This is a genomic window from Streptomyces sp. Go-475 (assembly GCF_003330845.1).
Lineage (GTDB): Bacteria > Actinomycetota > Actinomycetes > Streptomycetales > Streptomycetaceae > Streptomyces.
This window is the reverse complement of the sequence record NZ_CP026121.1, coordinates 4817009-4839551: the sequence shown is the minus strand read 5'-3', so window position 1 is coordinate 4839551 and position 22543 is coordinate 4817009. Positions and strand designations below refer to the sequence as shown.

At 72.4% G+C, this 22543-nt stretch carries 26 protein-coding genes; 11 read left to right on the top strand and 15 right to left on the bottom strand.

Features of this window, described 5'->3' with window-relative positions:
• Positions 1 to 4 precede the first annotated feature (4 nt).
• On the bottom strand, positions 5 to 871 hold the full coding sequence (locus C1703_RS22350; RefSeq protein WP_114254554.1) for a VTT domain-containing protein: 867 nt from the start codon (positions 869 to 871) through the stop codon (positions 5 to 7).
• A 135-nt stretch (positions 872 to 1006) separates the two neighbouring features.
• On the opposite strand from C1703_RS22350, the gene C1703_RS22345 reads away from it, so the two are divergent.
• Entirely contained in the window at positions 1007 to 1372 is a 366-nt protein-coding gene (locus tag C1703_RS22345) for a YbjQ family protein (RefSeq protein ID WP_031115903.1), read from the top strand.
• Positions 1373 to 1388: 16 nt separating this feature from the next.
• On the opposite strand, the gene C1703_RS22340 is transcribed toward C1703_RS22345, so the two are convergent.
• Positions 1389 to 2150, bottom strand: coding sequence for a MerR family transcriptional regulator (locus tag C1703_RS22340; RefSeq protein WP_114254553.1), 762 nt, complete (start codon positions 2148 to 2150; stop codon positions 1389 to 1391).
• 96 nt (positions 2151 to 2246) lie between these two features.
• Between C1703_RS22340 and C1703_RS22335 the strand changes: the two genes are divergently transcribed.
• Both C1703_RS22335 and C1703_RS22330 read left to right on the top strand, forming a co-directional pair.
• On the top strand, positions 2247 to 3539 hold the full coding sequence (locus C1703_RS22335) for an ion channel protein (RefSeq protein WP_114254552.1): 1293 nt from the start codon (positions 2247 to 2249) through the stop codon (positions 3537 to 3539).
• 32 nt (positions 3540 to 3571) lie between these two features.
• The gene (locus tag C1703_RS22330; RefSeq protein WP_114254551.1) at positions 3572 to 4978 is read left to right on the top strand and encodes a glutamate decarboxylase; all 1407 of its coding nucleotides are present in this window, start codon (positions 3572 to 3574) and stop codon (positions 4976 to 4978) included.
• 20 nt (positions 4979 to 4998) lie between these two features.
• Here the strand turns inward: C1703_RS22330 and C1703_RS22325 are convergent, their stop codons facing one another.
• The 4 genes from C1703_RS22325 to C1703_RS22310 all read right to left on the bottom strand — a co-directional run bounded on the left by C1703_RS22325 (position 4999) and on the right by C1703_RS22310 (position 7288).
• Positions 4999 to 5640, bottom strand: coding sequence for a PadR family transcriptional regulator (locus C1703_RS22325; protein ID WP_114257537.1), 642 nt, complete (start codon positions 5638 to 5640; stop codon positions 4999 to 5001).
• Between the two features lie 10 nt (positions 5641 to 5650).
• Positions 5651 to 6202 (bottom strand): DinB family protein, encoded by a 552-nt coding sequence (locus C1703_RS22320; protein WP_114254550.1) that lies wholly within the window; start codon positions 6200 to 6202, stop codon positions 5651 to 5653.
• Positions 6203 to 6270: 68 nt separating this feature from the next.
• Entirely contained in the window at positions 6271 to 6498 is a 228-nt protein-coding gene (locus C1703_RS22315) for a DUF397 domain-containing protein (RefSeq protein WP_114254549.1), read from the bottom strand.
• Positions 6491 to 7288, bottom strand: coding sequence for a helix-turn-helix transcriptional regulator (locus C1703_RS22310; protein ID WP_114254548.1), 798 nt, complete (start codon positions 7286 to 7288; stop codon positions 6491 to 6493). Before C1703_RS22310 ends, C1703_RS22315 begins: the two co-directional genes overlap by 8 nt.
• Positions 7289 to 7554: 266 nt before the next feature.
• Here C1703_RS22310 and C1703_RS22305 point away from each other — a divergent pair, with 266 nt between their 5' ends.
• Positions 7555 to 7845, top strand: a complete 291-nt coding sequence (locus C1703_RS22305) for a hypothetical protein (protein ID WP_114254547.1) — start codon at positions 7555 to 7557, stop codon at positions 7843 to 7845.
• Positions 7846 to 7871: 26 nt separating this feature from the next.
• Here the strand turns inward: C1703_RS22305 and C1703_RS22300 are convergent, their stop codons facing one another.
• Both C1703_RS22300 and C1703_RS22295 read right to left on the bottom strand, forming a co-directional pair.
• A complete protein-coding gene (locus tag C1703_RS22300; protein WP_114254546.1) occupies positions 7872 to 9335 on the bottom strand; it encodes an aldehyde dehydrogenase family protein in 1464 nt (487 codons plus the stop codon).
• Between the two features lie 96 nt (positions 9336 to 9431).
• Complete coding sequence (locus C1703_RS22295) at positions 9432 to 10256, bottom strand: helix-turn-helix transcriptional regulator (protein ID WP_114257536.1); 825 nt, start codon at positions 10254 to 10256, stop codon at positions 9432 to 9434.
• A 364-nt stretch (positions 10257 to 10620) separates the two neighbouring features.
• Here C1703_RS22295 and C1703_RS22285 point away from each other — a divergent pair, with 364 nt between their 5' ends.
• Entirely contained in the window at positions 10621 to 11115 is a 495-nt protein-coding gene (locus C1703_RS22285; protein ID WP_343236403.1) for an ATP-binding protein, read from the top strand.
• Positions 11116 to 11207: 92 nt separating this feature from the next.
• Here C1703_RS22285 and C1703_RS22280 read toward each other — a convergent pair whose 3' ends face one another.
• From C1703_RS22280 to rpmG, 5 genes are all read right to left on the bottom strand, one after another.
• Positions 11208 to 11426: a DUF397 domain-containing protein gene (locus C1703_RS22280; RefSeq protein WP_051648637.1), complete on the bottom strand. Its 219-nt coding sequence runs from the start codon at positions 11424 to 11426 to the stop codon at positions 11208 to 11210.
• A gap of 632 nt (positions 11427 to 12058) precedes the next feature.
• On the bottom strand, positions 12059 to 12292 hold the full coding sequence (gene rpsR / locus C1703_RS22275) for a 30S ribosomal protein S18 (RefSeq protein WP_114254543.1): 234 nt from the start codon (positions 12290 to 12292) through the stop codon (positions 12059 to 12061).
• A 6-nt stretch (positions 12293 to 12298) separates the two neighbouring features.
• A complete protein-coding gene (locus tag C1703_RS22270; RefSeq protein WP_114254542.1) occupies positions 12299 to 13537 on the bottom strand; it encodes a GTP-binding protein in 1239 nt (412 codons plus the stop codon).
• 4 nt (positions 13538 to 13541) lie between these two features.
• Complete coding sequence (locus C1703_RS22265; RefSeq protein WP_114254541.1) at positions 13542 to 13790, bottom strand: type B 50S ribosomal protein L31; 249 nt, start codon at positions 13788 to 13790, stop codon at positions 13542 to 13544.
• 2 nt (positions 13791 to 13792) lie between these two features.
• Positions 13793 to 13957: a 50S ribosomal protein L33 gene (gene rpmG, locus C1703_RS22260; protein ID WP_010044249.1), complete on the bottom strand. Its 165-nt coding sequence runs from the start codon at positions 13955 to 13957 to the stop codon at positions 13793 to 13795.
• Between the two features lie 63 nt (positions 13958 to 14020).
• Between rpmG and rpmB the strand changes: the two genes are divergently transcribed.
• The 4 genes from rpmB to C1703_RS22240 all read left to right on the top strand — a co-directional run bounded on the left by rpmB (position 14021) and on the right by C1703_RS22240 (position 15913).
• Positions 14021 to 14257, top strand: coding sequence for a 50S ribosomal protein L28 (rpmB, locus tag C1703_RS22255; RefSeq protein WP_031115922.1), 237 nt, complete (start codon positions 14021 to 14023; stop codon positions 14255 to 14257).
• Positions 14257 to 14562 carry a 30S ribosomal protein S14 gene (gene rpsN, locus C1703_RS22250; RefSeq protein ID WP_114254540.1) on the top strand — a complete coding sequence of 102 codons (306 nt, stop codon included), beginning with the start codon at positions 14257 to 14259 and terminating at the stop codon, positions 14560 to 14562. Before rpmB ends, rpsN begins: the two co-directional genes overlap by 1 nt.
• 123 nt (positions 14563 to 14685) lie before the next feature.
• The gene (locus tag C1703_RS22245; RefSeq protein WP_114254539.1) at positions 14686 to 15201 is read left to right on the top strand and encodes a hypothetical protein; all 516 of its coding nucleotides are present in this window, start codon (positions 14686 to 14688) and stop codon (positions 15199 to 15201) included.
• 160 nt (positions 15202 to 15361) lie between these two features.
• The gene (locus C1703_RS22240; RefSeq protein ID WP_114254538.1) at positions 15362 to 15913 is read left to right on the top strand and encodes a DUF4232 domain-containing protein; all 552 of its coding nucleotides are present in this window, start codon (positions 15362 to 15364) and stop codon (positions 15911 to 15913) included.
• Between the two features lie 7 nt (positions 15914 to 15920).
• Here the strand turns inward: C1703_RS22240 and C1703_RS22235 are convergent, their stop codons facing one another.
• Positions 15921 to 17063, bottom strand: a complete 1143-nt coding sequence (locus C1703_RS22235) for a DUF2786 domain-containing protein (RefSeq protein ID WP_114257535.1) — start codon at positions 17061 to 17063, stop codon at positions 15921 to 15923.
• A gap of 134 nt (positions 17064 to 17197) precedes the next feature.
• Between C1703_RS22235 and C1703_RS22230 the strand changes: the two genes are divergently transcribed.
• Both C1703_RS22230 and C1703_RS22225 read left to right on the top strand, forming a co-directional pair.
• Complete coding sequence (locus C1703_RS22230) at positions 17198 to 17941, top strand: Clp protease N-terminal domain-containing protein (RefSeq protein ID WP_114254537.1); 744 nt, start codon at positions 17198 to 17200, stop codon at positions 17939 to 17941.
• Between the two features lie 54 nt (positions 17942 to 17995).
• Positions 17996 to 19675, top strand: coding sequence for a bifunctional 3'-5' exonuclease/DNA polymerase (locus tag C1703_RS22225; RefSeq protein WP_114254536.1), 1680 nt, complete (start codon positions 17996 to 17998; stop codon positions 19673 to 19675).
• On the opposite strand, the gene C1703_RS22220 is transcribed toward C1703_RS22225, so the two are convergent.
• Entirely contained in the window at positions 19676 to 21751 is a 2076-nt protein-coding gene (locus tag C1703_RS22220) for a tetratricopeptide repeat protein (RefSeq protein WP_343236402.1), read from the bottom strand.
• Between the last annotated feature and the right edge of the window lie 792 nt (positions 21752 to 22543).

The following is a 22543-nucleotide window of genomic DNA, read 5'->3' as shown; positions in this document are numbered from 1 at the left end:
CGGCTCAGTAACCGCCGTTGTACGGCTGCTGGCCGCCGCTCTGCTGTGAGTGGCCGTAGCCCGGGGCCTGGGGGTACTGGCCGTAGTACTGCTGGTCGTTGTAGCCGTTCTGGTTGCCGTACGGGGGCTGCTGCTGGGGCTGCTGGTGGGGCGGGCGGTCGTCCGGGGTGATGCGGCGGAGCTGGGTCGTCGCGTCGTCCATGACCGGGATGTGGGGCTGGGTGGCGGCGGGGTCCTGCGTCGCAGCGCGCTTCTTCTTCTTCGACCGCTCGCGCAGGTACTCGATGATGATCGGGACGACGGAGACGAAGACGATCAGGACGAGGATGGCCTCGACGTTCTTCTTGATGAAGTCGATCTGGCCGAGCCAGTAGCCCGCGAGGGTGACGCCGGTGCCCCAGGCGATGCCGCCGATGACGTTGTACGTGAAGAACGTGCGGTACTTCATGCGGCCGGCGCCGGCGACGATGGGGGCGAACGTGCGCACGATCGGGACGAAGCGGGCCAGGACGATCGCCTTGGGGCCGTACTTCTCCATGAACTCGTGGGCCTTGTCCAGGTTCTCCTGCTTGAAGAGCTTGGAGTTGGGCCGGTTGAAGAGCTTCGGGCCGAGGAACTTGCCGATCATGTAGCCCACTTGGTCGCCGACGACGGCGGCGATCACGATCAGCGTGCAGACCAGCCACAGGGGCTGGGTGATGTACGTGCCCTCGGCCACGAAGAGGCCCGCCGTGAACAGCAGGGAGTCGCCGGGCAGGAACGCGAAGAGTCCGGACTCGGCGAAGACGATCAGCAGGATGCCGGGCAGGCTGAACGTCGAGATCAGGTAGTCCGGGCTGAGCCACTCGGGGCCGAGCGCAAGCGTGGTCACGGGGATGTGGCTCCTGCTGCTGTGAGATACGGGCTGGGGCTGGCTGCCTCAAAGTATCAACGCAGCCGTCACGACCCAGGTTCCATGGGGGTACCCAGGATGCACTGTGGGTCCCCCCGGAGAAAGCTGAGAGGCATGGGCATCGATGAATACGGCGGCGGTCAGGGCCCCCAGCCCGATGTGCTCGTCGTCACCACGAACGACGTACCCGGCTACCGCGTGCAGGAGGTGCTCGGCGAGGTCTTCGGCCTGACCGTGCGCTCGCGTCATGTGGGCAGCCAGATCGGCGCCGGGCTGAAGTCGATGGTCGGCGGCGAGCTGCGCGGGCTCACCAAGACCCTCGTGCAGACCCGCAACCAGGCCATGGAGCGACTCGTCGAACAGGCACGCGCGCGTGGCGCCAACGGCGTGCTCGCGTTCCGCTTCGACGTGACCTCGGCGGCGGACGTCGGCACCGAGGTGTGCGCGTACGGTACGGCGGTGGTCCTGGCCCGGGAGTGAGCCCCCGGGCCGGGGATCAGGAGGTGCGGCGGGCGGCGTTCGCGGCGATCGCGTCCTTCAGGTGCTCGGCGAGGCCGGGGCGCATCGACTCGTAGAACGCCTTGAAGCGCTCGTCGGCGACGTACATCTCGCCCAGGCGGCGGTGCTGCTCGTGGGAGCACTCGTAGTACCAGGTGCAGATGTGCTGCCGGTGCTCCTCCGCCAGGGCCATGGCCGCCTCGCCGGCGGGCGGTTCGCCGGCGGCCATCAGGGCGCCGTAGCGCTCGGCCCAGTCGGCGGTCTGGTCCTGGATGCGCTGCCAGTCCTCCTTGGTGTAGCGGGCGACGCGGCGCTGCGACTCGGCGTACTGCTCGGTGCCGCCCCAGCGCGCTTCCGCCTCGTCGGCGTACTGCTCGGGGTCCTTGTCCCCGAAGACCTCGAACTTCTCTTCGGGCGTGAGGTTGATGCCCATCGTGCGTGCCTCCATGGCGTGCTCCACGGCCGCCGCCATCTTCCGCAGTTTCTCGATCCGGGCGGTCAGCAGGTCGTGCTGGCGGCGCAGGTGCGCGCGCGGGTCCGCGTCCGGGTCGTCGAGCAGGACGGCGACCTCGTCGAGCGGGAAGCCGAGTTCCCGGTAGAACAGGATCTGCTGCAGCCGGTCGAGGTCGGCGTCGCTGTAGCGCCGGTGGCCCGCGTGGCTGCGCTCGCTCGGGACGAGCAGGCCGATGTCGTCGTAGTGGTGCAGGGTGCGCACCGTGACGCCGGCGAAGCCCGCGACCTGTCCCACGGAGTAGCTCACTTCCGCTCCCTTCTTCTTCCGTGCTCCACGGTCGGTCCTCACGCCGCGTGAGGTGCAAGCGTGTTTCCTGTTTGTGCCGTTTGATCCCTTTATCGTGTGCCCGTGATCCAGGACAGCGAGCAGCGGGCGCCCTCCGCCACTCCGGCGACCCCGGCGCGCGTGCTGCTGCCGTCGATCCTGCCCGCCGTGGCGGTCGGGGTGGTCTCCTGTCTGGTCCTGGTGGGGGTGAGCGTCGCCGCCGAGGAGCTCCAGGACCTGCTGTGGGGGCCGCTGCCGGACGCGCTGGGGATCGGCCGGTACTCGGTGCCGTGGATGGTCGTGATGCTGGTCGGGACCGGGGTGGCGGTCGGTCTCGTGGTGTGGCGGATGCCGGGGCACGCGGGGCCCGATCCGGCCACCGTCGGCCTGGACGCCCCCGTCCTGCCACCCGTCGTGCTGCCGGGGCTGCTGCTGGCGACCGCGCTGATGCTGGCGGGCGGGCCCAGTCTCGGCCCGGAGAACCCGATCATCACGGTGAACGTCGCCCTGGCCGCCTGGCTGGGGGCGCGGGCCCTGCCGAAGGCGCCCGGCCGCATCTGGCCCGCGCTGGCGGAGGCGGCGACGATCGGTGCCCTGTTCGGCACGCCGGTGGCGGCCGCCCTGGTGATCTCCGAGGCGCTGGCCCGGCAGGAGACCCGCGGACTGCTGTGGGACAACGTCTTCGCGCCGCTGACCGCGGGCGCGGCCGGTGCCCTGACCGCCACCCTGATCGACCACCCGAGCTTCGACCTGGACCTGCCGTCCTTCGGCCGGCCCGGCTGGGCCGACCTGCTGGCGGCGGTCGTGGTCGCCTCGGCGGGCGCGCTGCTCGGCATGGCCGCCGTGCGGGCCTTCCCGTACGTCCACGGCGCCTTCCGAAGGCTGCGGCACCCGATGCTGATGCTTCCGGCGGGCGGGCTGGTGCTGGGCGGTCTCGCGGCCCTGGGCGGCCATCTGACGCTCTTCAAGGGGCTGGACGAGATCGCCGAGCTGGCACGCGACCCGGACGGCAGGCCGGCCGGGGAGTACGCCCTGCTGACGGTGGTGAAGCTGGCCGCGCTGCTGGTCGCCGCGTCCTGCGGCTTCCGGGGCGGGCGCATCTTCCCGGCCGTGTTCGCCGGCACCGCCCTCGGTCTGTGCGCCCACGCCCTGGTGTCCGGGGTGCATCCGTCGGTCGGGGTGTCGGCGGCGGTGCTCGGGATGCTGCTGGCGATCACCCGGCAGGGCTGGGTCAGCCTGTTCGTCGCCGCGGTGCTGGTCGCCTCGCCGGGGATCCTCGCCCTGCTCTGCGTCGCCTCCCTGCCCGCCTGGCTGCTGGTGACGGGCCGCCCCCAGATGCAGCTGCGCGAGGACGGCACGCCGGTCCGCTGACACACACCGTCGAATCCACCCTGGAGGCTCCCTTGCCGCTCAACGAAGGCCCCCGCCGACCCGGCGGGCACCGCCTGTCCGTCAACCCGTTCTACGGCCCCGCCAACCCGGTCGGCGACATGGCCGAGGCCCCGCCCACGCACCGGCTCCCGGACCAGCCGATGGCCCCGGCCACCGCCCACCAGCTGGTCCGCGACGAACTGATGCTCGACGGCAACGCGCGGCTGAACCTCGCCACCTTCGTCACCACCTGGATGGAGCCGGAGGCCGGGGTGCTGATGGCGGAGTGCCGGGACAAGAACATGATCGACAAGGACGAGTACCCGCGCACGGCCGAGCTGGAGCGGCGCTGCGTGGCGATGCTGGCCGACCTGTGGCACGCGCCCGACCCGGCGGCGGCCGTGGGGTGTTCGACGACCGGGTCGAGCGAGGCGTGCATGCTGGCCGGGATGGCGCTCAAGCGGCGCTGGGCCAAGCGCAACGGCGACCGCTACCCCGGGGCCCGGCCCAATCTGGTGATGGGCGTGAACGTGCAGGTCTGCTGGGAGAAGTTCTGCAACTTCTGGGAGGTGGAGGCCCGGCTCGTCCCCATGGAGGGCGACCGGTTCCACCTGGACCCGCAGGCGGCCGCCGAGCTGTGCGACGAGAACACCATCGGGGTCGTCGGCGTCCTGGGCTCGACCTTCGACGGCTCCTACGAGCCGATCGCCGAGCTGTGCGCGGCGCTGGACGCCCTGCGGGAGCGCACCGGGCTCGACATCCCCGTGCACGTGGACGGGGCGTCCGGCGCCATGGTCGCGCCGTTCCTCGACGAGGACCTGGTGTGGGACTTCCGGCTGCCGAGGGTGGCGTCCATCAACACCTCGGGGCACAAGTACGGGCTGGTCTACCCGGGCGTCGGCTGGGCGCTGTGGCGGGATGCCGAGGCGCTGCCGGAGGAGCTGGTGTTCCGGGTGAACTACCTGGGCGGCGACATGCCGACGTTCGCCCTGAACTTCTCCCGGCCGGGCGCCCAGGTCGTGGCGCAGTACTACACGTTCCTGCGGCTGGGCCGGGACGGCTACCGGGCCGTGCAGCAGGCCGCGCGGGACGTGGCCACGGGGCTCGCCGGGCGGATCGAGGCGCTCGGCGACTTCCGGCTGCTGACCCGGGGCGACCAGTTGCCGGTGTTCGCCTTCACGACCGCGCCGGACGTCACCGCCTACGACGTCTTCGACGTGTCCCGGCGGCTGCGCGAGAGCGGCTGGCTGGTGCCCGCGTACACCTTCCCGCCGCACCGCGAGGACCTGTCCGTGCTGCGGGTGGTGTGCCGCAACGGCTTCTCCGCGGACCTGGCCGACCTGCTCGCGCGGGACCTGGAACGGCTGCTGCCGGAACTGCGGCGGCAGCCGCGTCCCTTCACCCAGGACAAGGAGGCGGCCACCGGGTTCCACCACTAGGAGGCCGGCAGGCCAGGAGGCTAGGAGGCGTCTCCGGGATGCGGCTCGCCCGTCGCGTACGGGTTCTCCTCGCCCTCCGCCAGCACGCCGACGAACGGCTCGCCCTCGTCGGCGAAGGTGTAGGCACCGCCCTCGATGCGCTGGATCAGGCCGCGGGTCCACTCGGCCTCGGAGTCGGCCGTGTGGACCCACATGTTCATGATCTCGCCGATGTGGCCGAGCCCGTCGAGTCCCTCCTCGGGCACGTAGTCCTTCAGGACGGAGGCCCGCCACTGCTCGATCCGCAGGGTGCGCTCCTTCAGCAGCGCGACCGCCTCCGCCCTCGGCAGGTCCACGATGAAGCCGACCGCGGCCGTCTTCACCTCGCCGCGCTGGTCGTACGTGACCAGCGCCTCCCGCAGCAGCCGGAAGTACTCCTCGGTGCCCTGCTCGGTGATCTCGTACTCCGTGCGCGGCGGCCCGCCGGCCGTGGACGGGGCGATCTCGTGCGCGTGCAGCAGCCCCTGCTTCGCCATCTGCTTCAGGGCGTGGTAGATCGAGCCGGGCTTGGCGTGGGACCACTCGTGCGCGCCCCAGTACTCCAGGTCGTTGCGGACCTGGTAGCCGTGGGCGCGGCCGTGCATGCGGACCGCGCCGAGCACGAGGAGACGGATCGCTGACATGCGGTCCACATTAGGACCCGGCGGCCACCTGCTGTTCCGCCGCCACCAGCTCGAAGGCCGTCGCCCCGTCCAGCGACTCGCGGATGATGTCGGCGTGGCCCGCGTGCCGGGCCGTCTCGCGGATCAGGTGGAGGCAGAGCCAGCGCATCGAGAGATGCTCGTCCCGCGGGTTCCAGGACGTCGCGGGCAGCTCGAAGGTGTCGTCGAGGCTGGGCACCGCGCGGATGAACGCCTCCGTCTCGGCGGCCACCTTCTCGTAGTACGCGAGCTGCGCCTCCACGGTCTCGTCGCCGACCAGCCGGAAGCACTCGTGCCAGTTCGACTCGTCCCGGTGGACGGCCGGCGGCTCGCCCTTGGCGCGGGCGATCCAGCCCTGCTCGACCTCGGCGACGTGCTTGAGCAGCCCGGCGAGCGACAGCTCACTGGCACTGGGCGTGCTCACGGCCTGCTCCTCGGTCAGGCCCAGCAGCGCCCGCCGGACACCGCCGCGCTGCTCGGCGATGAAGGACAGCAGCGCTCCGCGCTCGTCGCCGGGTGCCTCCGAGGGAACGTGAGTGACCATGACCGCCGCCTTTCGTCGGGCCCGGGGGTCTCTCCCCCTGACACCGACGACGTTACGAGGGCTTGCGGTCAGGTTCTGTCCGCAACGGCCCCGTCCTTCAGCGCCGTGACGAACGACGACCACGCGGGCGCCGGAACGATCACGGCGGGACCGTGGGGGTTCTTGGAGTCGCGGACCGGTATGCCCGAAGGGTGGTCGTCGAGGACTTCGAGGCAGCTACCGGCGTTGTTGTCGCTGTACGACGACTTGCGCCAGCCGCGCAGCGTGGCCGCGTTCGGGATGGTGCGCTCAGTCATGGTGCCCGTACTCCTTCGCAGTGGCCCTGAGCAGGGCCAGTGAGTCCTTCATCGGCATTGCGTCACTCAGCGCGAGATAGTAGCGATGCTGCAACTGCCGGACCATCGACGGGGAGTCGTGCAACTTCCCCATATATCCGCCCTCGGTGTACGCCAGCGGCGGCTGGTCTTCGAACGACATCAGCATGAGCATGCTGTGCACCAGCGGATGATGGCCCACCTTGTACGGCAGCACATGCACCCGAATACGTCCAGCCTCCGCGAGACCAACGACGTGCATGAACTGCTCGGCCATGACATCCCCGTCAGCCACGGGACGGCGCAGCAGCGTCTCGTCCAAAAGCGCCCACACTACGGGACTCACAGGGTCTTCGAGGATCTTTGCGCGCTCCAGGCGTGTGACAACGCGCCTGTCACACTCCTCTTCACTCACCGGGGGGAACGCCGCACCCAGAACCGCACGTGCGTACCTTTTCGTCTGGAGGATGCCCGGGAAGTACGCCAGGGCGAACTCATGGATGGACGACGCCTGTTGTTCGAGTACGCGCACCCTCTCGAAGTACTCGGCGATCGACACGTCCTCGTCCTGCGGCAGGAAGCTGCTCAGCACGTTTCCCGTGTTCAGCGCCATGTCGAGCCGCCGTGCGTCCTCCTTCGACGGCACCCGGCGCCCCGCCTCGATGTGCGCGATGTGCGAACGCGTCATGATCGCCCGGTCCGCCAACTGCTGCTGCGTCAGGCCCGCCGCCTCGCGCTGCTCCTTGAGCCAGTCGCCGTAGATGGAACCCATCGGATCAACCCCCTTGTGACAAAAGCTCTGTCACCTGCGTCTCTCTGGCGAGGCTAGCCCGCCCGGCGTCAGAGTGTGAGCGGTTCGCTACACAAAGCGAGACCGCCGACCACAGGGAGTTGATGACAGGTGAGGGTTCTGCGCGCGATCGGGCGGACCGTCCGCCACATGGGACGCCATGTCCCGCGTTCGGCGCCGACGGCCGTGCCGCCGGGGATCGGCCTCGGCTCGCTGGGCATGCCCGTGCGGGAGACGAGGGGGAGGAAGTGACGGGCGGCGGCGAGGGCGAGACCCGGCTGCTGCCCTGGGCCGGCACGGGCGGCAAGCCCTGCTATCTCGTGACCGACGGGACCGGACCCGTCTCCCGGGTCGCCGACACCGTCGAGAGCGTGCAGCTCGGCATGGCCGGTGGTCTCCTCGACCACGCGGCCGACATGCTCGCCGACCCGGGGGCGACGCCCGCGCAACTCCGCTTCCTGCTCGCCCGGATGAGCGAGGCACTCACGGACGTCCGCAGGATCGCGGAGAGCCGCGGTGCCCGCCTCCCCGAGTCGTAGAAGGACGGGACGATGTCGGAACGCCGTCAGAACGGGAAGCCGCTCCGGCCGTGCTGCACCGAGATCCACTTGGTGGTGGTGAACGAGTCCAGCATCGTGTCGCCGTTGAGCCGGCCGAGGCCCGAGTGCTTCTCGCCGCCGAACGGCACGATCGGCTCGTCGTGCACGGTGCCGTCGTTCACGTGGAACATGCCCGTGTCGATCTGCTTGGCGAAGGCGACACCGCGCTCGATGTTCCCGGTGTGGACGGCGCCGCTCAGGCCGTACGGGGTGTCGTTGACGAGGCGTACGGCCTCCTCCTCGCCGTCGAAGGGGACGAGGAAGGCGACCGGGCCGAAGACCTCCTGCCGCAGCAGGGCCGAGTCGGCGGGCAGGCCGGTCAGGACGGAGGGCTCGACGAGGTTGTCGGTCCGGCCGCCGCGCACCAGGGCCGTGGCACCCTCGGCGAGGGCCTGCTCGACCACGCCCGCGACGGCCTCCGCCTGGGAGGAGTTGATGACCGGGCCGATGACGGTCTCCGGGTCGCGCGGGTCGCCCGTCTTGAGGGTCTTCACCTTGGCGACGAACTTCTCGGTGAACTCGTCCGCGACCGACCGGTCGACCAGGACGCGGTTGGCGGCCATGCAGACCTGGCCCTGATGGACGTACCGGCTGAAGACGGCCGCGTCCACGGCGTAGTCGAGGTCGGCGTCGTCGAGGACGACCAGCGCGCTGTTGCCGCCCAGTTCGAGGACCGAGCGCTTGAACAGCCGGGCGCAGACCGTCGCCACGTGCCGGCCGACCTGGTCGGAGCCGGTGAAGGAGATGACCTTGGGGACCGGGTGCTCGAGGAAGGCGTCGCCGATCTCCGCGATGTCGGTGATGACGACGTTCAGCAGACCGCCGGGCAGCCCCGCGTCCTCGAAGATCTTCGCGACCAGGGCACCGCCGACGATCGGCGTGTCCTGGTGCGGCTTGAGGACGACCGCGTTGCCGAGGGCGAGCGCCGGGGCGACGGACTTGATCGACAGCAGGAAGGGGAAGTTGAAGGGGCTGATCACGCCCACCACCCCGACCGGCACGCGGTAGACGCGGTTCTCCTTGCCGTCCACCGGGGAGGGGATGATCCGGCCCTCGGGGGCCAGCGCCAGATGCACCGCCTCGCGCAGGAACTCCTTGGCGAGGTGCAGCTCGAAGGCGGCCTTCAGGCGGGTGCCGCCCAGCTCGGCGATGATGGCCTCGGAGATCTCGGCCTCGCGCTCCTCGATCAGGCGCAGGGCCTTCTCGAAGACGGCGCGGCGGGCGTACGGGTTGGTCGCGGCCCACTGCTTCTGGGCACGGGCGGCGGCCCGGTACGCCTGGTCGACCTCGTCGGCCGTGGCTATGGTGATCGACGCCAGCTTCTCGTCGTCGTAGGGGTTGAAGTCGATGATGTCCCAGGAGCCGGTGCCCGGGCGCCACTCACCGTCGATGTACTGCTGTGCAAGGTCGGTGAAGCAGGACGACGACATGTGTGATCCCTCGATCCCTGGCAGACCTCTGATCGCGCCTTCACGATCTGATCACACGTCATCGTACTTGCGTTTCAGGAGAGTTGGGGGAGTACTTCAGGAGAGCTGGAGCAGGCCCCGCAGAAGGTCCCGGCTCTCCGAGGGGCCCGGGCTGTCGCTCTGGAGTTCCTTCAGGGCCTTCTCGTACTGGGCGACGTCCTCGGGCTTGTCCAGGTACAGCGCGCTGGTGAGCTGCTCCAGGTAGACGACGTCCGACAGGTCGGACTCCGGGAAGCTGAGGATCGTGAACGCGCCGCTCTCGCCGGAGTGGCCGCCGAGACTGAACGGCACCACCTGGAGCCGCACGTTGGGCCGCTCGGAGATCTCGATGAGGTGCTGGAGCTGGCCGCGCATCACCTCGCGGTCGCCGTACGGGCGGCGCAGGGCGGCCTCGTCCAGGATGATGTGGAAGTCGGGCGCGCTCTCGTCGACGAGGTACTTCTGCCGCTCCAGGCGCAGCGCCACGCGCCGCTCGACGTCGGCCTCGCTGGCGCCCTGCATGCCGCGCCGGACCACCGCGTGCGCGTACGCCTCGGTCTGGAGCAGGCCGTGCACGAACTGCACCTCGTAGGCCCGGATCAGCGAGGCGGCGCCCTCCAGGCCGACGTAGGTGGGGAACCAGCTGGGCAGCACGTCCGAGTAACTGTGCCACCAGCCCGCGACGTTGGCCTCCTTCGCCAGGGACAGCAGGGAGGCGCGCTCCTGCTCGTCGGTGATGCCGTACAGCGTCAGCAGATCCTCGACGTCTCTGGTCTTGAAGCTCACCCGGCCCAGCTCCATCCGGCTGATCTTCGACTCGGAGGCGCGGATCGAGTAGCCCGCCGCCTCGCGCGTGATGCCCCGCGCCTCACGCAGTCGCCTGAGTTGTGATCCGAGCAGCATGCGCCGCACCACCGATCCCGGCTCTCCCGCGCTCACGTTCGCCAGCCTCCCCAACGTCTTCAGGGGCCGAAGTCTGCCACTAAAACACTCCGAGCAGTACTCGTCCGGTTACAGAAACAGAATCGAGACAGGCGGCGCACGCACGCGTGCTGAAGAAGTGGGCAAGTGAACGGCCGGTCGGGCACGTGAAGATGACGGAAAAATTGACCAACAAGCGGTACGGGACGCCTCATTCCGGTCAGCTGCACGTGCATCTGCCCTTGCATCTGCTGTACGCATCCGAAACCATGGTCCCGCACCACCGCCGCATCGCACCGACCGCGAATTCCCGGGAGTGCCTCGCATGGGGACGAATGGATCGACCATGCTCGAGCCGTTACGGCAGGGCCTTCCGCCGCTGGATCCCGCGGCCGTGTCCGACGCCGCCTCCTGCGCGCTGCCCGCGCGCTACGAAGCGGTGCGCGAAGCTCGGCAGTTCACCCGCAGGACCCTCGACCAGTGGGACATGGGCGACCGGTTCGACGACGTCTGCCTGGTGGTCTCGGAGCTCGTCACCAACGCCCTGCGGCACGGACTGCCGTCGAGCGGCCGGTCGGCCGCCGGGCAGGAGCCTCCGGTACGGCTGCACCTGATGCGGTGGACCGAGCGCCTGGTGTGCGCGGTGCGCGACCCCAGCCACGACAGCCCCGTCGCCCGGGAGACCGACGACTTCTCGGCCGAGTCGGGCCGCGGGCTGTTCCTCGTCGACTCCTTCAGCGACAGCTGGGGCTGGCACCCGCTCGCGGGCGCGCTCAGCGGCAAGGTGGTCTGGGCGCTGTTCCGGCTGCCCCGGGCCGGGTCGGTACCGCACGGGGAATGAGAAAGCCGCGGTGCATCCTGGCGCCGCGGTTCTACGCGCGTCACGGCGAGCCGGACGCCCGTGGCCGGCCTTCGCGCCGGCCTGTCCGGCCGTCAGCCGCCCACGAGGTGGTCGAACTCGCCGTCCTTCACGCCCAGCAGCATCGCCTCGATCTCCGCGCGGGTGTAGACCAGCGCGGGCCCGTCGGGGAAACGCGAGTTGCGCACGGCCACGTCGCCGCCCGGCAGCCGGGCGAACTCCACGCACGAGCCCTGCGAGTTGCTGTGCCGGCTCTTCTGCCAGGCCACACCGCGCAGCCTGGCGGCCGCCATCCCGTTGTACACGTCGTGGTCCACAGGTCGCTCCCCGGTGGTGCACTGGCTGGTGTGGCCATTGGTGCAGTGGTCAACTGACCCGGATCATAGCCCTGTTCATGTGCAGATGCATGGGCAGATGCACGTGCACGCGGGGTGGTCCTGCGGTTACAGCTTTGACGACCGCTTTACCGAAGCTCTGGCCTGTTTGACGGCGCTCCCCGGTCCGGCGTTCCCGGAAGCCCGCGGTGAAGTCGGCGGGTTCGGCGGAGGTCCGGTGGAGGCGGAGCATCCGCTCGGCGGCGGAAGCGGGCCGTTGTGCGGCTCCGGAAGGGCCGGCCGGCCGCCATGCGGAAGCGGCGGACACCGGCCGGGAGCAGGGCGAAACGGGCCGTGCGCGGGACGGCGAGGTCGCCCTGGGAGCGGGTGTCCGGCTCGGACGATCGCCGGACGCCCGGTGGGCGTACGGCACCTGACGCCTCGTACAGCGTGCGTGCCCGGCCGTCCGCCGGGCGTCCTGCCCATGACGGCCGACCGGGCACGCAACCGGCCCCCGGGCCCTGCGGTGGTGGGCGCGGAGGACGGTCGTTCCACGGTCACGAGGTCCCCCAGACGTCAAGCGTGGGGAACCTCACCCGGACCGCGGGCGTTCAGCGGCTGGAGTACGGCAGGAGCGCCATCTCGCGGGCGTTCTTGATCGCGCGGGCCAGCTGCCGCTGCTGCTGGGCGGAGACGCGGGTGACGCGGCGGCTGCGGATCTTGCCGCGGTCGGAGATGAACTTCCGCAGCAGGTCGGTGTCCTTGTAGTCGATGTACGTGATCCCGGCCTGGTCCAGGGGGTTGGGCCGGTTCTTGGCGGGCTTGCGCTCGGGCTTGCGGGGCATGTCGGGTCAGACCTCCAGGAGGGTGTCGAAGGCGTGCGGCAACCGCTGCCAGGCGTCGCGCCCGGCGGCGTACTCGGCGTCGGTGAGCAGGCAGGACTCCAGCAGCCGCTCCAGGCCGTCCCGGTCCAGGCCGGGCGAGGTGAAGACGAGGTGCTGGCCCCGGTCGCCGTGCTCGGGGTGCCAGTCCAGCGCGGCGGCGGCGCGGCGCACCGGCGGGACCATCTCCCAGGCCGCGTCCGGCAGGGAGGCCAGCCACGGCCCGGCGCTCTCCACGCACAGGGCCCCGCCCGCCGCGTCCCAGTGGAAGAGCGTGTCGGGCTTGTCGGCGAGCCAGAACCGGCCCCGGCTGCGGGCGGCCGCGCAGGTCAGGTCCTCCAGGGCGGCGTAGAGCCGCTCCGGGTGGAAGGGGCGGCGCTGCTGCCAGACCAGCGTGGAGACGCCGTGCGCGTCGGCCTCGGCGGGCAGCAGCGCGCAGGCCGGGTGCTGGGCGGCGGCGGCCGCCTCGACGTCGAAGCCGGCCAGGGCGGCCTCGGCCAGCGGCGAGTGCCGGCGCCGCCGCGGCGGCGGCACGGTCAGGCCGTCAGCCGTGTCCCGCGCGGGGGAGCCGAGCGGGGGTGCGCCCGCCAGGTCACCGTGGCCGATCGGGACCTGGCGGGCCGTCGGGTGCAGCTGGGCGAGCAGCTCGCGGTCCTCGTCGTCGGCCTCCGGGGACTCGGCGATCGCGAGGACGGGGGCGTACTCCAGCTGGCGGGCGAAGGTGTCGGCGACCGTGCGCTGGTCGGTGGCGGCCGCGGCGAGACCGCCCTCGGCGAGGTCGTCGCCGTTGCCGAGGTAGGGCAGGACCAGGGCCGGGTCGACGGCGGTGATCACGCCGGTGACGGTGAGCCCGCCGGCCGTGACGACCTCTGCCATGGCCTTGGGCTCGACGGAGTCCCACAGCTCGACGACGGCCAGGGGCGTCTGCCCGGCGTCGGCGAGCCGCTCCAGCTCCGGGACCAGGTCCTCGCGCAGGGCGCAGCAGGCACAGTCGTTGACGAGCGGCGCCTCCCCCGCGTCCAGGACGCCGGTGGCGTCCCGGACGGTCCGTACGACCGTGCCGGCCGCGGCCGTCGCCAGGTCGTGGTGGAGCGCGACGCTGCCGGGCACGTCGGCGAGCAACTGCGCCACTGCCGCCTTGCGGGCGTCGGCATGCAGCCCGCCGACGATCACGACGGAGAGCCCAGGAGGGACAGCGGGGACAGCCACGGGGTCAGCCCTTCTTTCCGTACCGGCGCTCGAAGCGCTCGACGCGGCCGGCGGTGTCCAGGACGCGGGCGGTGCCGGTGTAGAAGGGGTGGCTGACGTCGGAGATCTCGACGTCGACGACCGGGTAGGTGTTGCCGTCCTCCCACTCGATCGTCTTCTCGCTCGTCATGGTCGAACGGGTGAGGAAGGCGTAGTTCGCGGCACGGTCGCGGAAGACGACGGGCCCGTACTCGGGGTGGATTCCCTTGCGCATGGTCAGCGCTCCTCTCGGAAGTCGACGTGGCGGCCGACGACCGGATCGAACTTGCGCAGGGTGAGTCGGTCCGGGTCGTTGCGACGGTTCTTGCGGGTCACGTAGGTGTAGCCGGTCCCGGCGGTGGACCGGAGCTTGATGACCGGGCGGAGTTCGTTGCGTGCCATGCCGCTATGCTACTGAAAATGAATTCCATTTACATCACCTGAGCCAGAGAGGTACGTCACCACATGTCCGCGCACTGCATGCTGACCGGCACCCAGCCCGGCTTCGGCAACCGCATCTCGCACTCGCACCGGCGCACGTCACGCCGGTTCGACCCCAACATCCAGTCCAAGCGCTACTGGCTGCCGAGCGAGGGCCGGTACGTCCGGCTCCGGCTCAGCGCCAGGGCGATCAAGACCGTCGACACGATCGGGATCGAGGCGGCCGTCGCCCGGATCCGCGCCCGGGGAGTGAAGGTCTGATGGCCAAGAAGAGCAAGATCGCGAAGAACGACAAGCGGCAGGAGATCGTCGCGCGGTACGCCGCCCGGCGGGCCGAGCTGAAGGAGATCATCCGGCGGCCGTCGTCGACGGATGCCGAACGGCTCGCCGCGCAGGCGGAGCTGCGCAGGCAGCCGCGCGACGCGAGCGCCACGCGGGTGCGCAACCGCGACCAGGTGGACGGCCGGCCGCGCGGCTACTTCCGGGCCTTCGGGCTGTCCCGGGTGAGTCTGCGGGAGCAGGCGCACGCGGGGTATCTGCCCGGTGTGCGGAAGTCGTCCTGGTAAGAGGCTCCTCCGGAGGCTCTTGACGGGCCCTGGTAGCTTGCTGCGATCGTTCCGGCCGGGTTCCGTCCGGATTTCCGTTCGAGTCGGCCGGCTACAGCTTGGGGGCTTGCAGTGACTTCGGTGATGGTCTGGCGCCGCTCCGGCGGCGTGCGCGTCGCGGCGGTGGCCGCGGGGCTGGTGGGCGCGCTGACGCTGACGGCGTGCAGCGGTGACAGCGGCTCCGGGGACGACTCGGCGTCCCCCAGCCCCTCGGCCACGGCGTCCGCCGGAACCGGCGGCTCGGACTCCGGCTCGGACTCCGGGTCCGGTTCCGGCGGGGCCGCCTCCGACGAGCTGGCGGGCAGCTGGCTCGCGACGACCGACGGCAAGGCCGTGGCGCTGGTGATCACCGGCAGCAAGGCCGCGCTGTTCGCCACCGGCGGGAGCGTGTGCAGCGGCACCGCGGGCGAGGAGTCCGGCATGCGGATGATCCACCTGAAGTGCACGGACGGCTCCAAGGACCGGATGACCGGCATGGTCGACTCCGTGAACAAGAGCAGCCTGAAGGTCACCTGGGAGGGCGGGCTCGGCGCGGAGACGTACACGAAGGCCGAGGGCGGCAAGATGCCGACCGGGCTGCCCACGGCGGGCCTCGGATAGCAGGACCTCGATCCGCGCGGACGGGCCGTGGAGCGCCTTCGGGCGCCGCGGCCCGTCCGGCGTTCGGGGGATTCGCCGGGGGTGCGTGCCCGTGCGGCATCCGGGTGCGTGATGATCCAGAGACCTGAACCGCCCACGTTCACCACGCCCAGAGGACTCCATGCGCACCTTGCCCCTCACCCTGGCCGCCGCCCTCGCCGCGACCCTCCTGCTCACCGCCTGCGACGACGGCGGCTCCGGCAGCTCAGGCGCCTCAGGCGACGACGCGAAGAACGCGGATCCCGGTAACGGCTCGGCCTGCGCACTGTCCGGCCTGGGCGTCGAGGTCGGGGCCGGCGCCGCCCCGGCCGCCGGGGACACCGGCACCGTCACCGTGACGCTGACCAACAAGGGCGCGGAGTGCACCCTGAAGGGCTTCCCGGCCGTGGACCTCCTGGCCGAGAGCAGCACCACCGACGTGCTCCCGGAGGAAGGCGCCCAGGCCCAGCCGCTCACCCTCGGGAAGGGGGCCACCACGTCCTTCACGATCACCTACGTCCGCGGTGAGGCCGACCCCGCGAAGAGCCTCGTCGTGCACGCGGCGTCCTTCACCCTGCCCGGTGCCCCCAAGGACGCGCACGAACTCAAGTGGTCCTACGGCCCGGTCGCCCGGCCGGACGACGGCGGCCGGGCGCGGGCCACGGTGAGCGGCTTCGAGTCCGCCGGCGACTGACGGCCGCTCAGCGCAGCGGCGGCCGGTGCCTCAGCCGGGCCCGGTCCGCCGCCTGCGCGCCCTCCGTCCAGCCCGCCTCGTCGCGCACGCCGCGCAGGCGGGTGGTGGTCGTCTCCGGGAACATGCGGTCCAGCCGTCCCGTGACGGCGAGTTCGCGGGAGGCGAGGACCGGGAGCAGGTCGTCGGACACCTGGCTCTCGGCGGCGGCCGCCAGGCGGGTGCCGACGCGGTGGGCGTAGGCCGCGAGGAAAGCCTGCCGGAACGCCTTGGTGCGCTTGCGTCCCCCCGCGCGCTGGGCCGCCTCCGCCTTCGTCATCGCGGTCGTGGCCTGCACCAGGAGTGAGGTGTGGAGGAGTTCGACGGCCTCCAGGTCGGTTTCGAAGCCGACGACGGTGGAGAAGCCGAGGGGCTCGTTCCACACCGCCCGGCAGTGGTTGGCGGTGGCGACCGCGTCCAGCAGCACCGCCTTGGCCTGCTCGTACGGCGGCTCGACCCCGATCCGGCAGGCCCCGGGCGTGTCGGGCGAGGGCGCCCGGGCCGCGAGCAGCGCCTCGTCGACGCTGTGCCGGGCCATCAGCTCCTGCGCCTTGGCGCTCAGCGCCTCCGCCTCCTCGGGGAACCCGGTCGCCTCCGCCTTGGCGAGCAGGGCGCGGATGCGGGTGAGCATGCGGGACTCGGGCCTCGCCTCCCCGGACGCCTCGTCGAGGGATTCCAGCGCGGGCAGGCGCAGCAGCAGGCGGTACAGCTCCAGTACGGCCGTGGCGTGGGAGAAGCGGTCGGCGCGGGGCGGGGCGCCGGCGGGGAGCTCGGCGAGCTGAGCGCTCCAGCGGCGGCCACGGGGCCGGTCGTGCGGCGCCTGCGCGCGGATCAGCTCCGCCGCGAGGAGCGCGTGGACGTCGTCCAGCTCGCGCCGGACGATCCGTACGACGTCGGCCGGCTGCCAGCCGCGCCGCCAGGCCGCGGCCACGAACTCCTCCCCGCGCCGGACCAGTTCGGCGTCGGCCGCCGGGTCGGAGGCGAGCAGGGACGCGCCGGTGTCGAGGGCCGTCTCGCCGGTCTCGTACAGGGCCGCTTCGAACGCGCGGTCGACGGTGGTGGACGTACTCACGGGCCGATGGTGCCACGCCGTCACCGTGGGGGTGGTGCCCATGACCTCGCCCTGTTCACGGCGCTGCCGACGCTGCGCCTGCCGCAGTTCGTGGACCGTCGCCATGTCCAGGGTCAGACCGGATGGATGTCAACTCGCGGTTGACACCCTTGGGGGCGCAACCTACGGTTGACAGCATGACGACGAACCCCACCATCACGTCATCCGTGCGCCTCGACGACCTCATCGCGGCGATCAAGAAGGTTCACCAGGAACCCCTCGAACAGCTCCAGGACGCGGTACTCGCCGCCGATCACCTCGGCGAGGTGGCCGACCACCTGATCGGCCACTTCGTCGACCAGGCCCGGCGTTCGGGCGCCTCCTGGACGGACATCGGCAAGAGCATGGGGGTCACCCGGCAGGCCGCGCAGAAGCGGTTCGTGCCGAAGGAGTCGGCCGACCTGGACCCGAGCCAGGGCTTCAACCGCTACACGCCCCGCGCCCGCAACACGGTGATGGCGGCGCACAACGCGGCCAAGACCGCGCGCAACGCCGAGGGCGTGCCCGAGCACCTCGTCCTCGGCCTGCTGGCCGAGCCCGACGGTCTCGCCGCGAAGGCGATCGTCGAGCAGGGCGTCTCGCTCGACGCGGTCCGCGCGGCGGCGACCGCCGCACTGCCGCCCGCCGTCGAGGAGGCCCCGGAGCTCGTGCCGTACGGCCAGGCCGCCAAGAAGGTCCTGGAACTCACCTTCCGCGAGGCCCTGCGCCTGGGCCACAACTACATCGGCACCGAGCACATCCTGCTCGCCCTGCTGGAGCACGAGAACGGCGAGGGCGTCCTCAGCGGACTCGGCATCGGCAAGGAGCGGACCGAGCGGTACGTGGCCGAGGCGCTGGTGAAGATCACGCAGGCGCAGAAGGACGTGCCGGACGCGTCCTGACCGCGGACCGCGCAGCGGGGACGCGTTGTCAGACCCCCCTGGCACACTCGCGGCATGACCGACCGGTGGGCACTCGCTCCGGCCGAGGACGGTGGCGTGGACGTCGCCCCCCTCGGTCCGGACGGGCTGCCCGCCGGGCCGGTGCGGCGGGAGGCGGATCCCGCCGAGGCCGTGCGGAGCCGTCCCGGCGTCACGCGGTGGGTGTGGCGGTCCACCGCCGAGGTCTACCCGCGTCTGCTCGCCACGGGGGTGCGAGTCGAGCGGTGCTACGACATCGAGGCCGCCGAGACACTCCTCCTCGGCCACGAGGGGCGGTACGGGGAACCCCGCTCGGCCGCGGCCGCCCTGGCCCGGCTGCGCGGCGGCCCCGTACCGCCCGATCCGCCGCCGCGCTCCGCCGAACCGGGCTCCCAGTCCTCCCTGTTCGAGCCGCAGGGCGTCCCGCTGCCCCTGCCGGACCTCCTCGCGGTCTACGCCGAGCAGCAGCGGCGGCACGAACGGGCCGAGCACCCCGACCGCATGCGCCTGCTGACGGCCGCCGAGTCGGCGGGCATGCTGGTGGCCGCCGAGATGAACCGCTCCGGGCTGCCCTGGAGCGCCGAGGTGCACCGGGCCGTGCTGCACGACCTGCTGGGCGAGCGGTACGCGGGCGGCGGCGAGCCCCGCCGCCTGGCCGAGCTGGCCGACGAGGTGTCCGCCGCGTTCGGCAGACGCGTCCGCCCCGACCTGCCCGCCGACGTGATCAAGGCCTTCGCGCAGGCCGGCGTCAAGGTCTCCTCCACCCGCCGCTGGGAGATCGAGTCCGTCGACCACCCGGCCGTGAAGCCCCTGATCGAGTACAAGAAGCTGTACCGCATCTGGGTCGCCCACGGCTGGTCCTGGCTCCAGGACTGGGTGCGCGACGGCCGGTTCAGACCCGAGTTCCTCGCGGGCGGGACGGTCACCGGGCGCTGGGTGACCAACGGCGGGGGCGGGCTGCAGATCCCCAAGGTGATCCGGCGGGCGGTGGTCGCCGACCCCGGCTGGCGGCTCGTCGTCGCCGACGCCGACCAGATGGAACCGCGCGTCCTGGCCGCCATCTCGCGCGACCCGGGGCTGATGGAGGTGGCCGGCCGGGAGAGCGACCTGTACCAGTCGGTGTCCGACCGGGCCTTCTCCGGCGACCGCGACCAGGCCAAACTCGCCGTGCTCGGCGCGGTCTACGGGCAGACCTCCGGTGACGGCCTGAAGAACCTCGCCGCGCTCCGGCGCCGCTTTCCCCGGGCGGTGGCGTACGTCGACGAGGCGGCGCGGGCCGGGGAGGAGGGCCGCCTGGTGCGGACCTGGCTGGGCCGCACGTGTCCCCCGGCGGTCCGGGCGGCCGACGAGGGCACGGAGGAGGCGGGCATCCCCCTCGCCGAGGACGACCCGCAGCAGTGGGTGCCCGGCTACGCCTCCACCAACGCCCGCGCCCGGGGCCGCTTCGCCCGGAACTTCGTCGTCCAGGGCAGCGCCGCCGACTGGGCCCTGCTGCTGCTCGCCGCACTGCGCAGGACCTGCGCGGACCTCGCGGCCGAGCTGGTCTTCTTCCAGCACGACGAGGTGATCGTGCACTGCCCCGAGGAGGAGACCGGGACGGTCGTGGCGGCGATCCGCGAGGCGGCGGACCTGGCCGGGCGGCTGACCTTCGGGGAGACGCCGGTGCGGTTCCCCTTCACGACGGCGGTGGTGGAGTGCTATGCGGACGCCAAGTAGTCATCCCTCGGCGGCCAGCAGCGCGCGGAGTTCCGCGACCACCGCGTGCTCGTCCGTCCCCTCCAGCGCCGCGAGCGCCCTGCCCCACTCCTCGCGCGCCTCGCCGGGACGCCCCCGCTCGCGCAGCAGCAGCCCGTTCTGGTGGCGGGCGAGACCGGCGGTGTAGCGGTCGGCGCGGGCCTCGGCCCGGCCCAGCAGCTCGGCGCACTCGCGGGCGGCCCGCCCGGTGCGGCCCAGCAGCCGCAGGGCGCGGACCAGACCGAGCCGGGTCTGGGACTCGCCGTGCCAGTCGCCCTGACCGCCGAGGATGCGCAGGCTCTCCTCGAAGTGCGGGAGGGCGGCGTCCGGTTCCCCGAGCCGCAGATGGGCGTAGCCGATGTTGCAGTGCGCCGAGTGGCGCACGATCACGGCGCCGATCTCCTCCCCGAGCGCGAGCGAGAGCCGGTGCTGCTCGATGGCGGCCCGCGGGTCGGTGTGCTCGTAGAGGTTGCCGAGGTGGCTGTGGGTGACGGCCTCGCCGTACGGATCGCCCAGCCGCCGCGCGTACTCCAGGCTCCGCGTCAGCGCCTCCCCCGCCTCGGCGTGCCGGCCGAGCCCCTCCAGCAGCAGGCCGCGGTTGTTGAGGCAGCGCCGGATCCAGGACGGGTGGTCCAGCCGCCGCCAGAGGTCCAGCGCGCGGTCGTTGAGGGAGAGGGCTTCCGTCTGGCGGCCGGTCAGGAAGTGCAGCCCCGCGAGGTCGACCAGCGCGTACGCCTCCGCCGCGGCGTCACCGAGCCGCCGCGCGACCCGGAGGCCCACCCGGCCGAGCACCTCCATCTCGGGGACGCGGCCCCGGCGGTGCGCGTAGGGGAAGACCAGCCGGACCAGCGCGGAGACCAGGGCCGCGCGCCGGCCGCACGGATCGTCCGCGTGCCGCTCGACCAGGGTGACGATGTTCGCCAGTTCCCGGTCGCCCCAGGCGAAGGCCGCCTCGGGGGTGTCGAAGGGGGCGACCTCGTCGTCGTGTGCCGGATGGCCGGCGGCGGGCCGGGCGGCGGTGGGGCGGCGGCGGTCGTCCTGGTCGGGGCCGGGGCCGAGGATGGCGGCGAGGGCGCGCTCGGCGACGGCGGCGTACCAGCGCAGGGCGGTGTCGGTGGCGTCGGTGGTGTCTGCGGCGTCGGTGGTGTCGGTGGGGTCGGTGGGGTCCGTCTCCCGTTCCTTCGCCCGCTCGCGGGCGAAGGCGCGCACCAGGTCGTGCGGGGCGTAGCGGCCGTACGCGGTCTCCTCCAGCAGGGCCACGTCGACGAGCCGGTCCAGGGCGGCCTCGGTGCGCGTCTCGCCGGTGCCGGTGAGGCGGGCGAGCAGGGGGGCGCCGTACGTGGGCAGGTCGAGCGCGCCGATGCGGCGCAGGGTGAGCGCCGCGTCCCGGTCGGCCTCGCGCTCGGAGGCCGCGAGCGCGTCCTGCGCGACGGCCAGGGAGCGGCGGACGCTCAGGTCGTCGTACTCCAGGTGTCGCAACCGGTCGTCCGCGGCGGCCAGTTGACCGACCAGGACGTCCGGGGCGAGGGCCTGCCGGGCGGCCAGCCGGGCGGCCACGACGCGCAGGGCCAGGGGCAGGCGGCCGGTCAGTTCGACGAGGAGCCGGGCGGCGTCCGAACCGTCCAGGCCGGCACGGCCCGAGGCCGCGCGCAGGAGGTCGGCGCTCTCGTCGTCCGACAGCGGGGCGAGCGGGAAGCGGGCGACGCCGTCGAGGGCGGTGAGCGGTGAACGGCTGGTGACGATCACCGCGCAGCCGGCTCCGCCGGGCAGCAGCGGTCGTACCTGGGCGGCGCTCGCGGCGTCGTCCAGCACCAGGAGCGTGCGGGTCGGAGCGAGCAGGGAGCGCAGCAACGCGGCGGCCGCGTCGGGCAGTTCGGGGATACGTCCGGGTTCGGTGCCGAGGTCGCGCAGCAGGGCGGTGAGTGCCTGGCCCGGGGTGAGGGGGGTCATGCCGGGGGTCGCGCCGTGCAGGTTGAGGTAGAGCTGCCCGTCGGGGAAACGTTCCGCCAGCGCGTGCGCGACGTGCAGCGCGAGGGCGCTCTTGCCGACACCGGGCATACCGCTGACGACCGCGGTGGGGTGCGGACCGAGTGCGGTGAGCGCCCGGCCCAGGGCCTCGCGCTCGGCGGCACGCCCGGTGAAGTGGGCCGGGGGTGGGGGGAGTTGTGCGGGGAGGAGCCTGGCGGTGGGGGGGCGGGCGGGGTGCGTGCGGGCCTCTGGGCGCCGGGGGTCTGGGGGCCGGGGGCGGGGGTGCGTGGGGGTGGGGGCGCTCGGGCTCAGGCCGCAGGTGCCTGGGAATTGGAGGCATCCGGGTCCGCACCCGCAGACGGACGGGAGCCAGGGGAACTCGGGCCCGCCCCCGCAGACGGACGGGAGCCAGGGGAACTCGGACCCGCACCCGCAGACGGACGGGAGCCAGGGGAACTCGGACCCGCACCCGCAGACGGACGGGAGCCAGGGGAACTCGGACCCGCACCCGCAGACGGACGGGAGCCAGGGGAACTCGGACCCGCACCCGCAGACGGACAGGGGCCAGGGGAACTCGGGCCCGCACCCGCAGACGGACGGGAGCCAGGGGAACTCGGACCCGCACCCGCAGACGGACGGGAGCCAGGGGAACTCGGACCCGCACCCGCAGACGGACGGGAGCCAGGGGAACTCGGACCCGCACCCGCAGACGGACGGGAGCCAGGGGAACTCGGACCCGCACCCGCAGACGGACGGGAGCCAGGGGAACTCGGACCCGCACCCGCAGACGGACGGGAGCCAGGGGAACTCGGGCCCGCACCCGCAGACGGACGGGAGCCAGGGGAACTCGGGCCCGCACCCGCAGACGGACGGGAGCCAGGG

Bases quoted from the DNA above. Each gene is read 5' to 3' on its own strand.
- C1703_RS22345 (WP_031115903.1), top strand. From the start codon at position 1,007: ATGGGCATCGATGAATACGGCGGCGGTCAGGGCCCCCAGCCCGATGTG.
- C1703_RS22325 (WP_114257537.1), bottom strand. From the start codon at position 5,640: ATGTCAGCGATCCGTCTCCTCGTGCTCGGCGCGGTCCGCATGCACGGC.
- C1703_RS22320 (WP_114254550.1), bottom strand. From the start codon at position 6,202: ATGGTCACTCACGTTCCCTCGGAGGCACCCGGCGACGAGCGCGGAGCG.
- C1703_RS22315 (WP_114254549.1), bottom strand. From the start codon at position 6,498: ATGACTGAGCGCACCATCCCGAACGCGGCCACGCTGCGCGGCTGGCGC.
- C1703_RS22310 (WP_114254548.1), bottom strand. From the start codon at position 7,288: ATGGGTTCCATCTACGGCGACTGGCTCAAGGAGCAGCGCGAGGCGGCG.
- C1703_RS22300 (WP_114254546.1), bottom strand. From the start codon at position 9,335: ATGTCGTCGTCCTGCTTCACCGACCTTGCACAGCAGTACATCGACGGT.
- C1703_RS22295 (WP_114257536.1), bottom strand. From the start codon at position 10,256: ATGCTGCTCGGATCACAACTCAGGCGACTGCGTGAGGCGCGGGGCATC.
- C1703_RS22285 (WP_343236403.1), top strand. From the start codon at position 10,621: ATGCTCGAGCCGTTACGGCAGGGCCTTCCGCCGCTGGATCCCGCGGCC.
- C1703_RS22280 (WP_051648637.1), bottom strand. From the start codon at position 11,426: ATGGCGGCCGCCAGGCTGCGCGGTGTGGCCTGGCAGAAGAGCCGGCAC.
- rpsR (WP_114254543.1), bottom strand. From the start codon at position 12,292: ATGCCCCGCAAGCCCGAGCGCAAGCCCGCCAAGAACCGGCCCAACCCC.
- C1703_RS22265 (WP_114254541.1), bottom strand. From the start codon at position 13,790: ATGCGCAAGGGAATCCACCCCGAGTACGGGCCCGTCGTCTTCCGCGAC.
- rpmG (WP_010044249.1), bottom strand. From the start codon at position 13,957: ATGGCACGCAACGAACTCCGCCCGGTCATCAAGCTCCGGTCCACCGCC.
- rpmB (WP_031115922.1), top strand. From the start codon at position 14,021: ATGTCCGCGCACTGCATGCTGACCGGCACCCAGCCCGGCTTCGGCAAC.
- rpsN (WP_114254540.1), top strand. From the start codon at position 14,257: ATGGCCAAGAAGAGCAAGATCGCGAAGAACGACAAGCGGCAGGAGATC.
- C1703_RS22245 (WP_114254539.1), top strand. From the start codon at position 14,686: ATGGTCTGGCGCCGCTCCGGCGGCGTGCGCGTCGCGGCGGTGGCCGCG.
- C1703_RS22240 (WP_114254538.1), top strand. From the start codon at position 15,362: ATGCGCACCTTGCCCCTCACCCTGGCCGCCGCCCTCGCCGCGACCCTC.
- C1703_RS22235 (WP_114257535.1), bottom strand. From the start codon at position 17,063: ATGGGCACCACCCCCACGGTGACGGCGTGGCACCATCGGCCCGTGAGT.
- C1703_RS22230 (WP_114254537.1), top strand. From the start codon at position 17,198: ATGACGACGAACCCCACCATCACGTCATCCGTGCGCCTCGACGACCTC.
- C1703_RS22225 (WP_114254536.1), top strand. From the start codon at position 17,996: ATGACCGACCGGTGGGCACTCGCTCCGGCCGAGGACGGTGGCGTGGAC.
- C1703_RS22220 (WP_343236402.1), bottom strand. From the start codon at position 21,751: ATGCCCGGTGTCGGCAAGAGCGCCCTCGCGCTGCACGTCGCGCACGCG.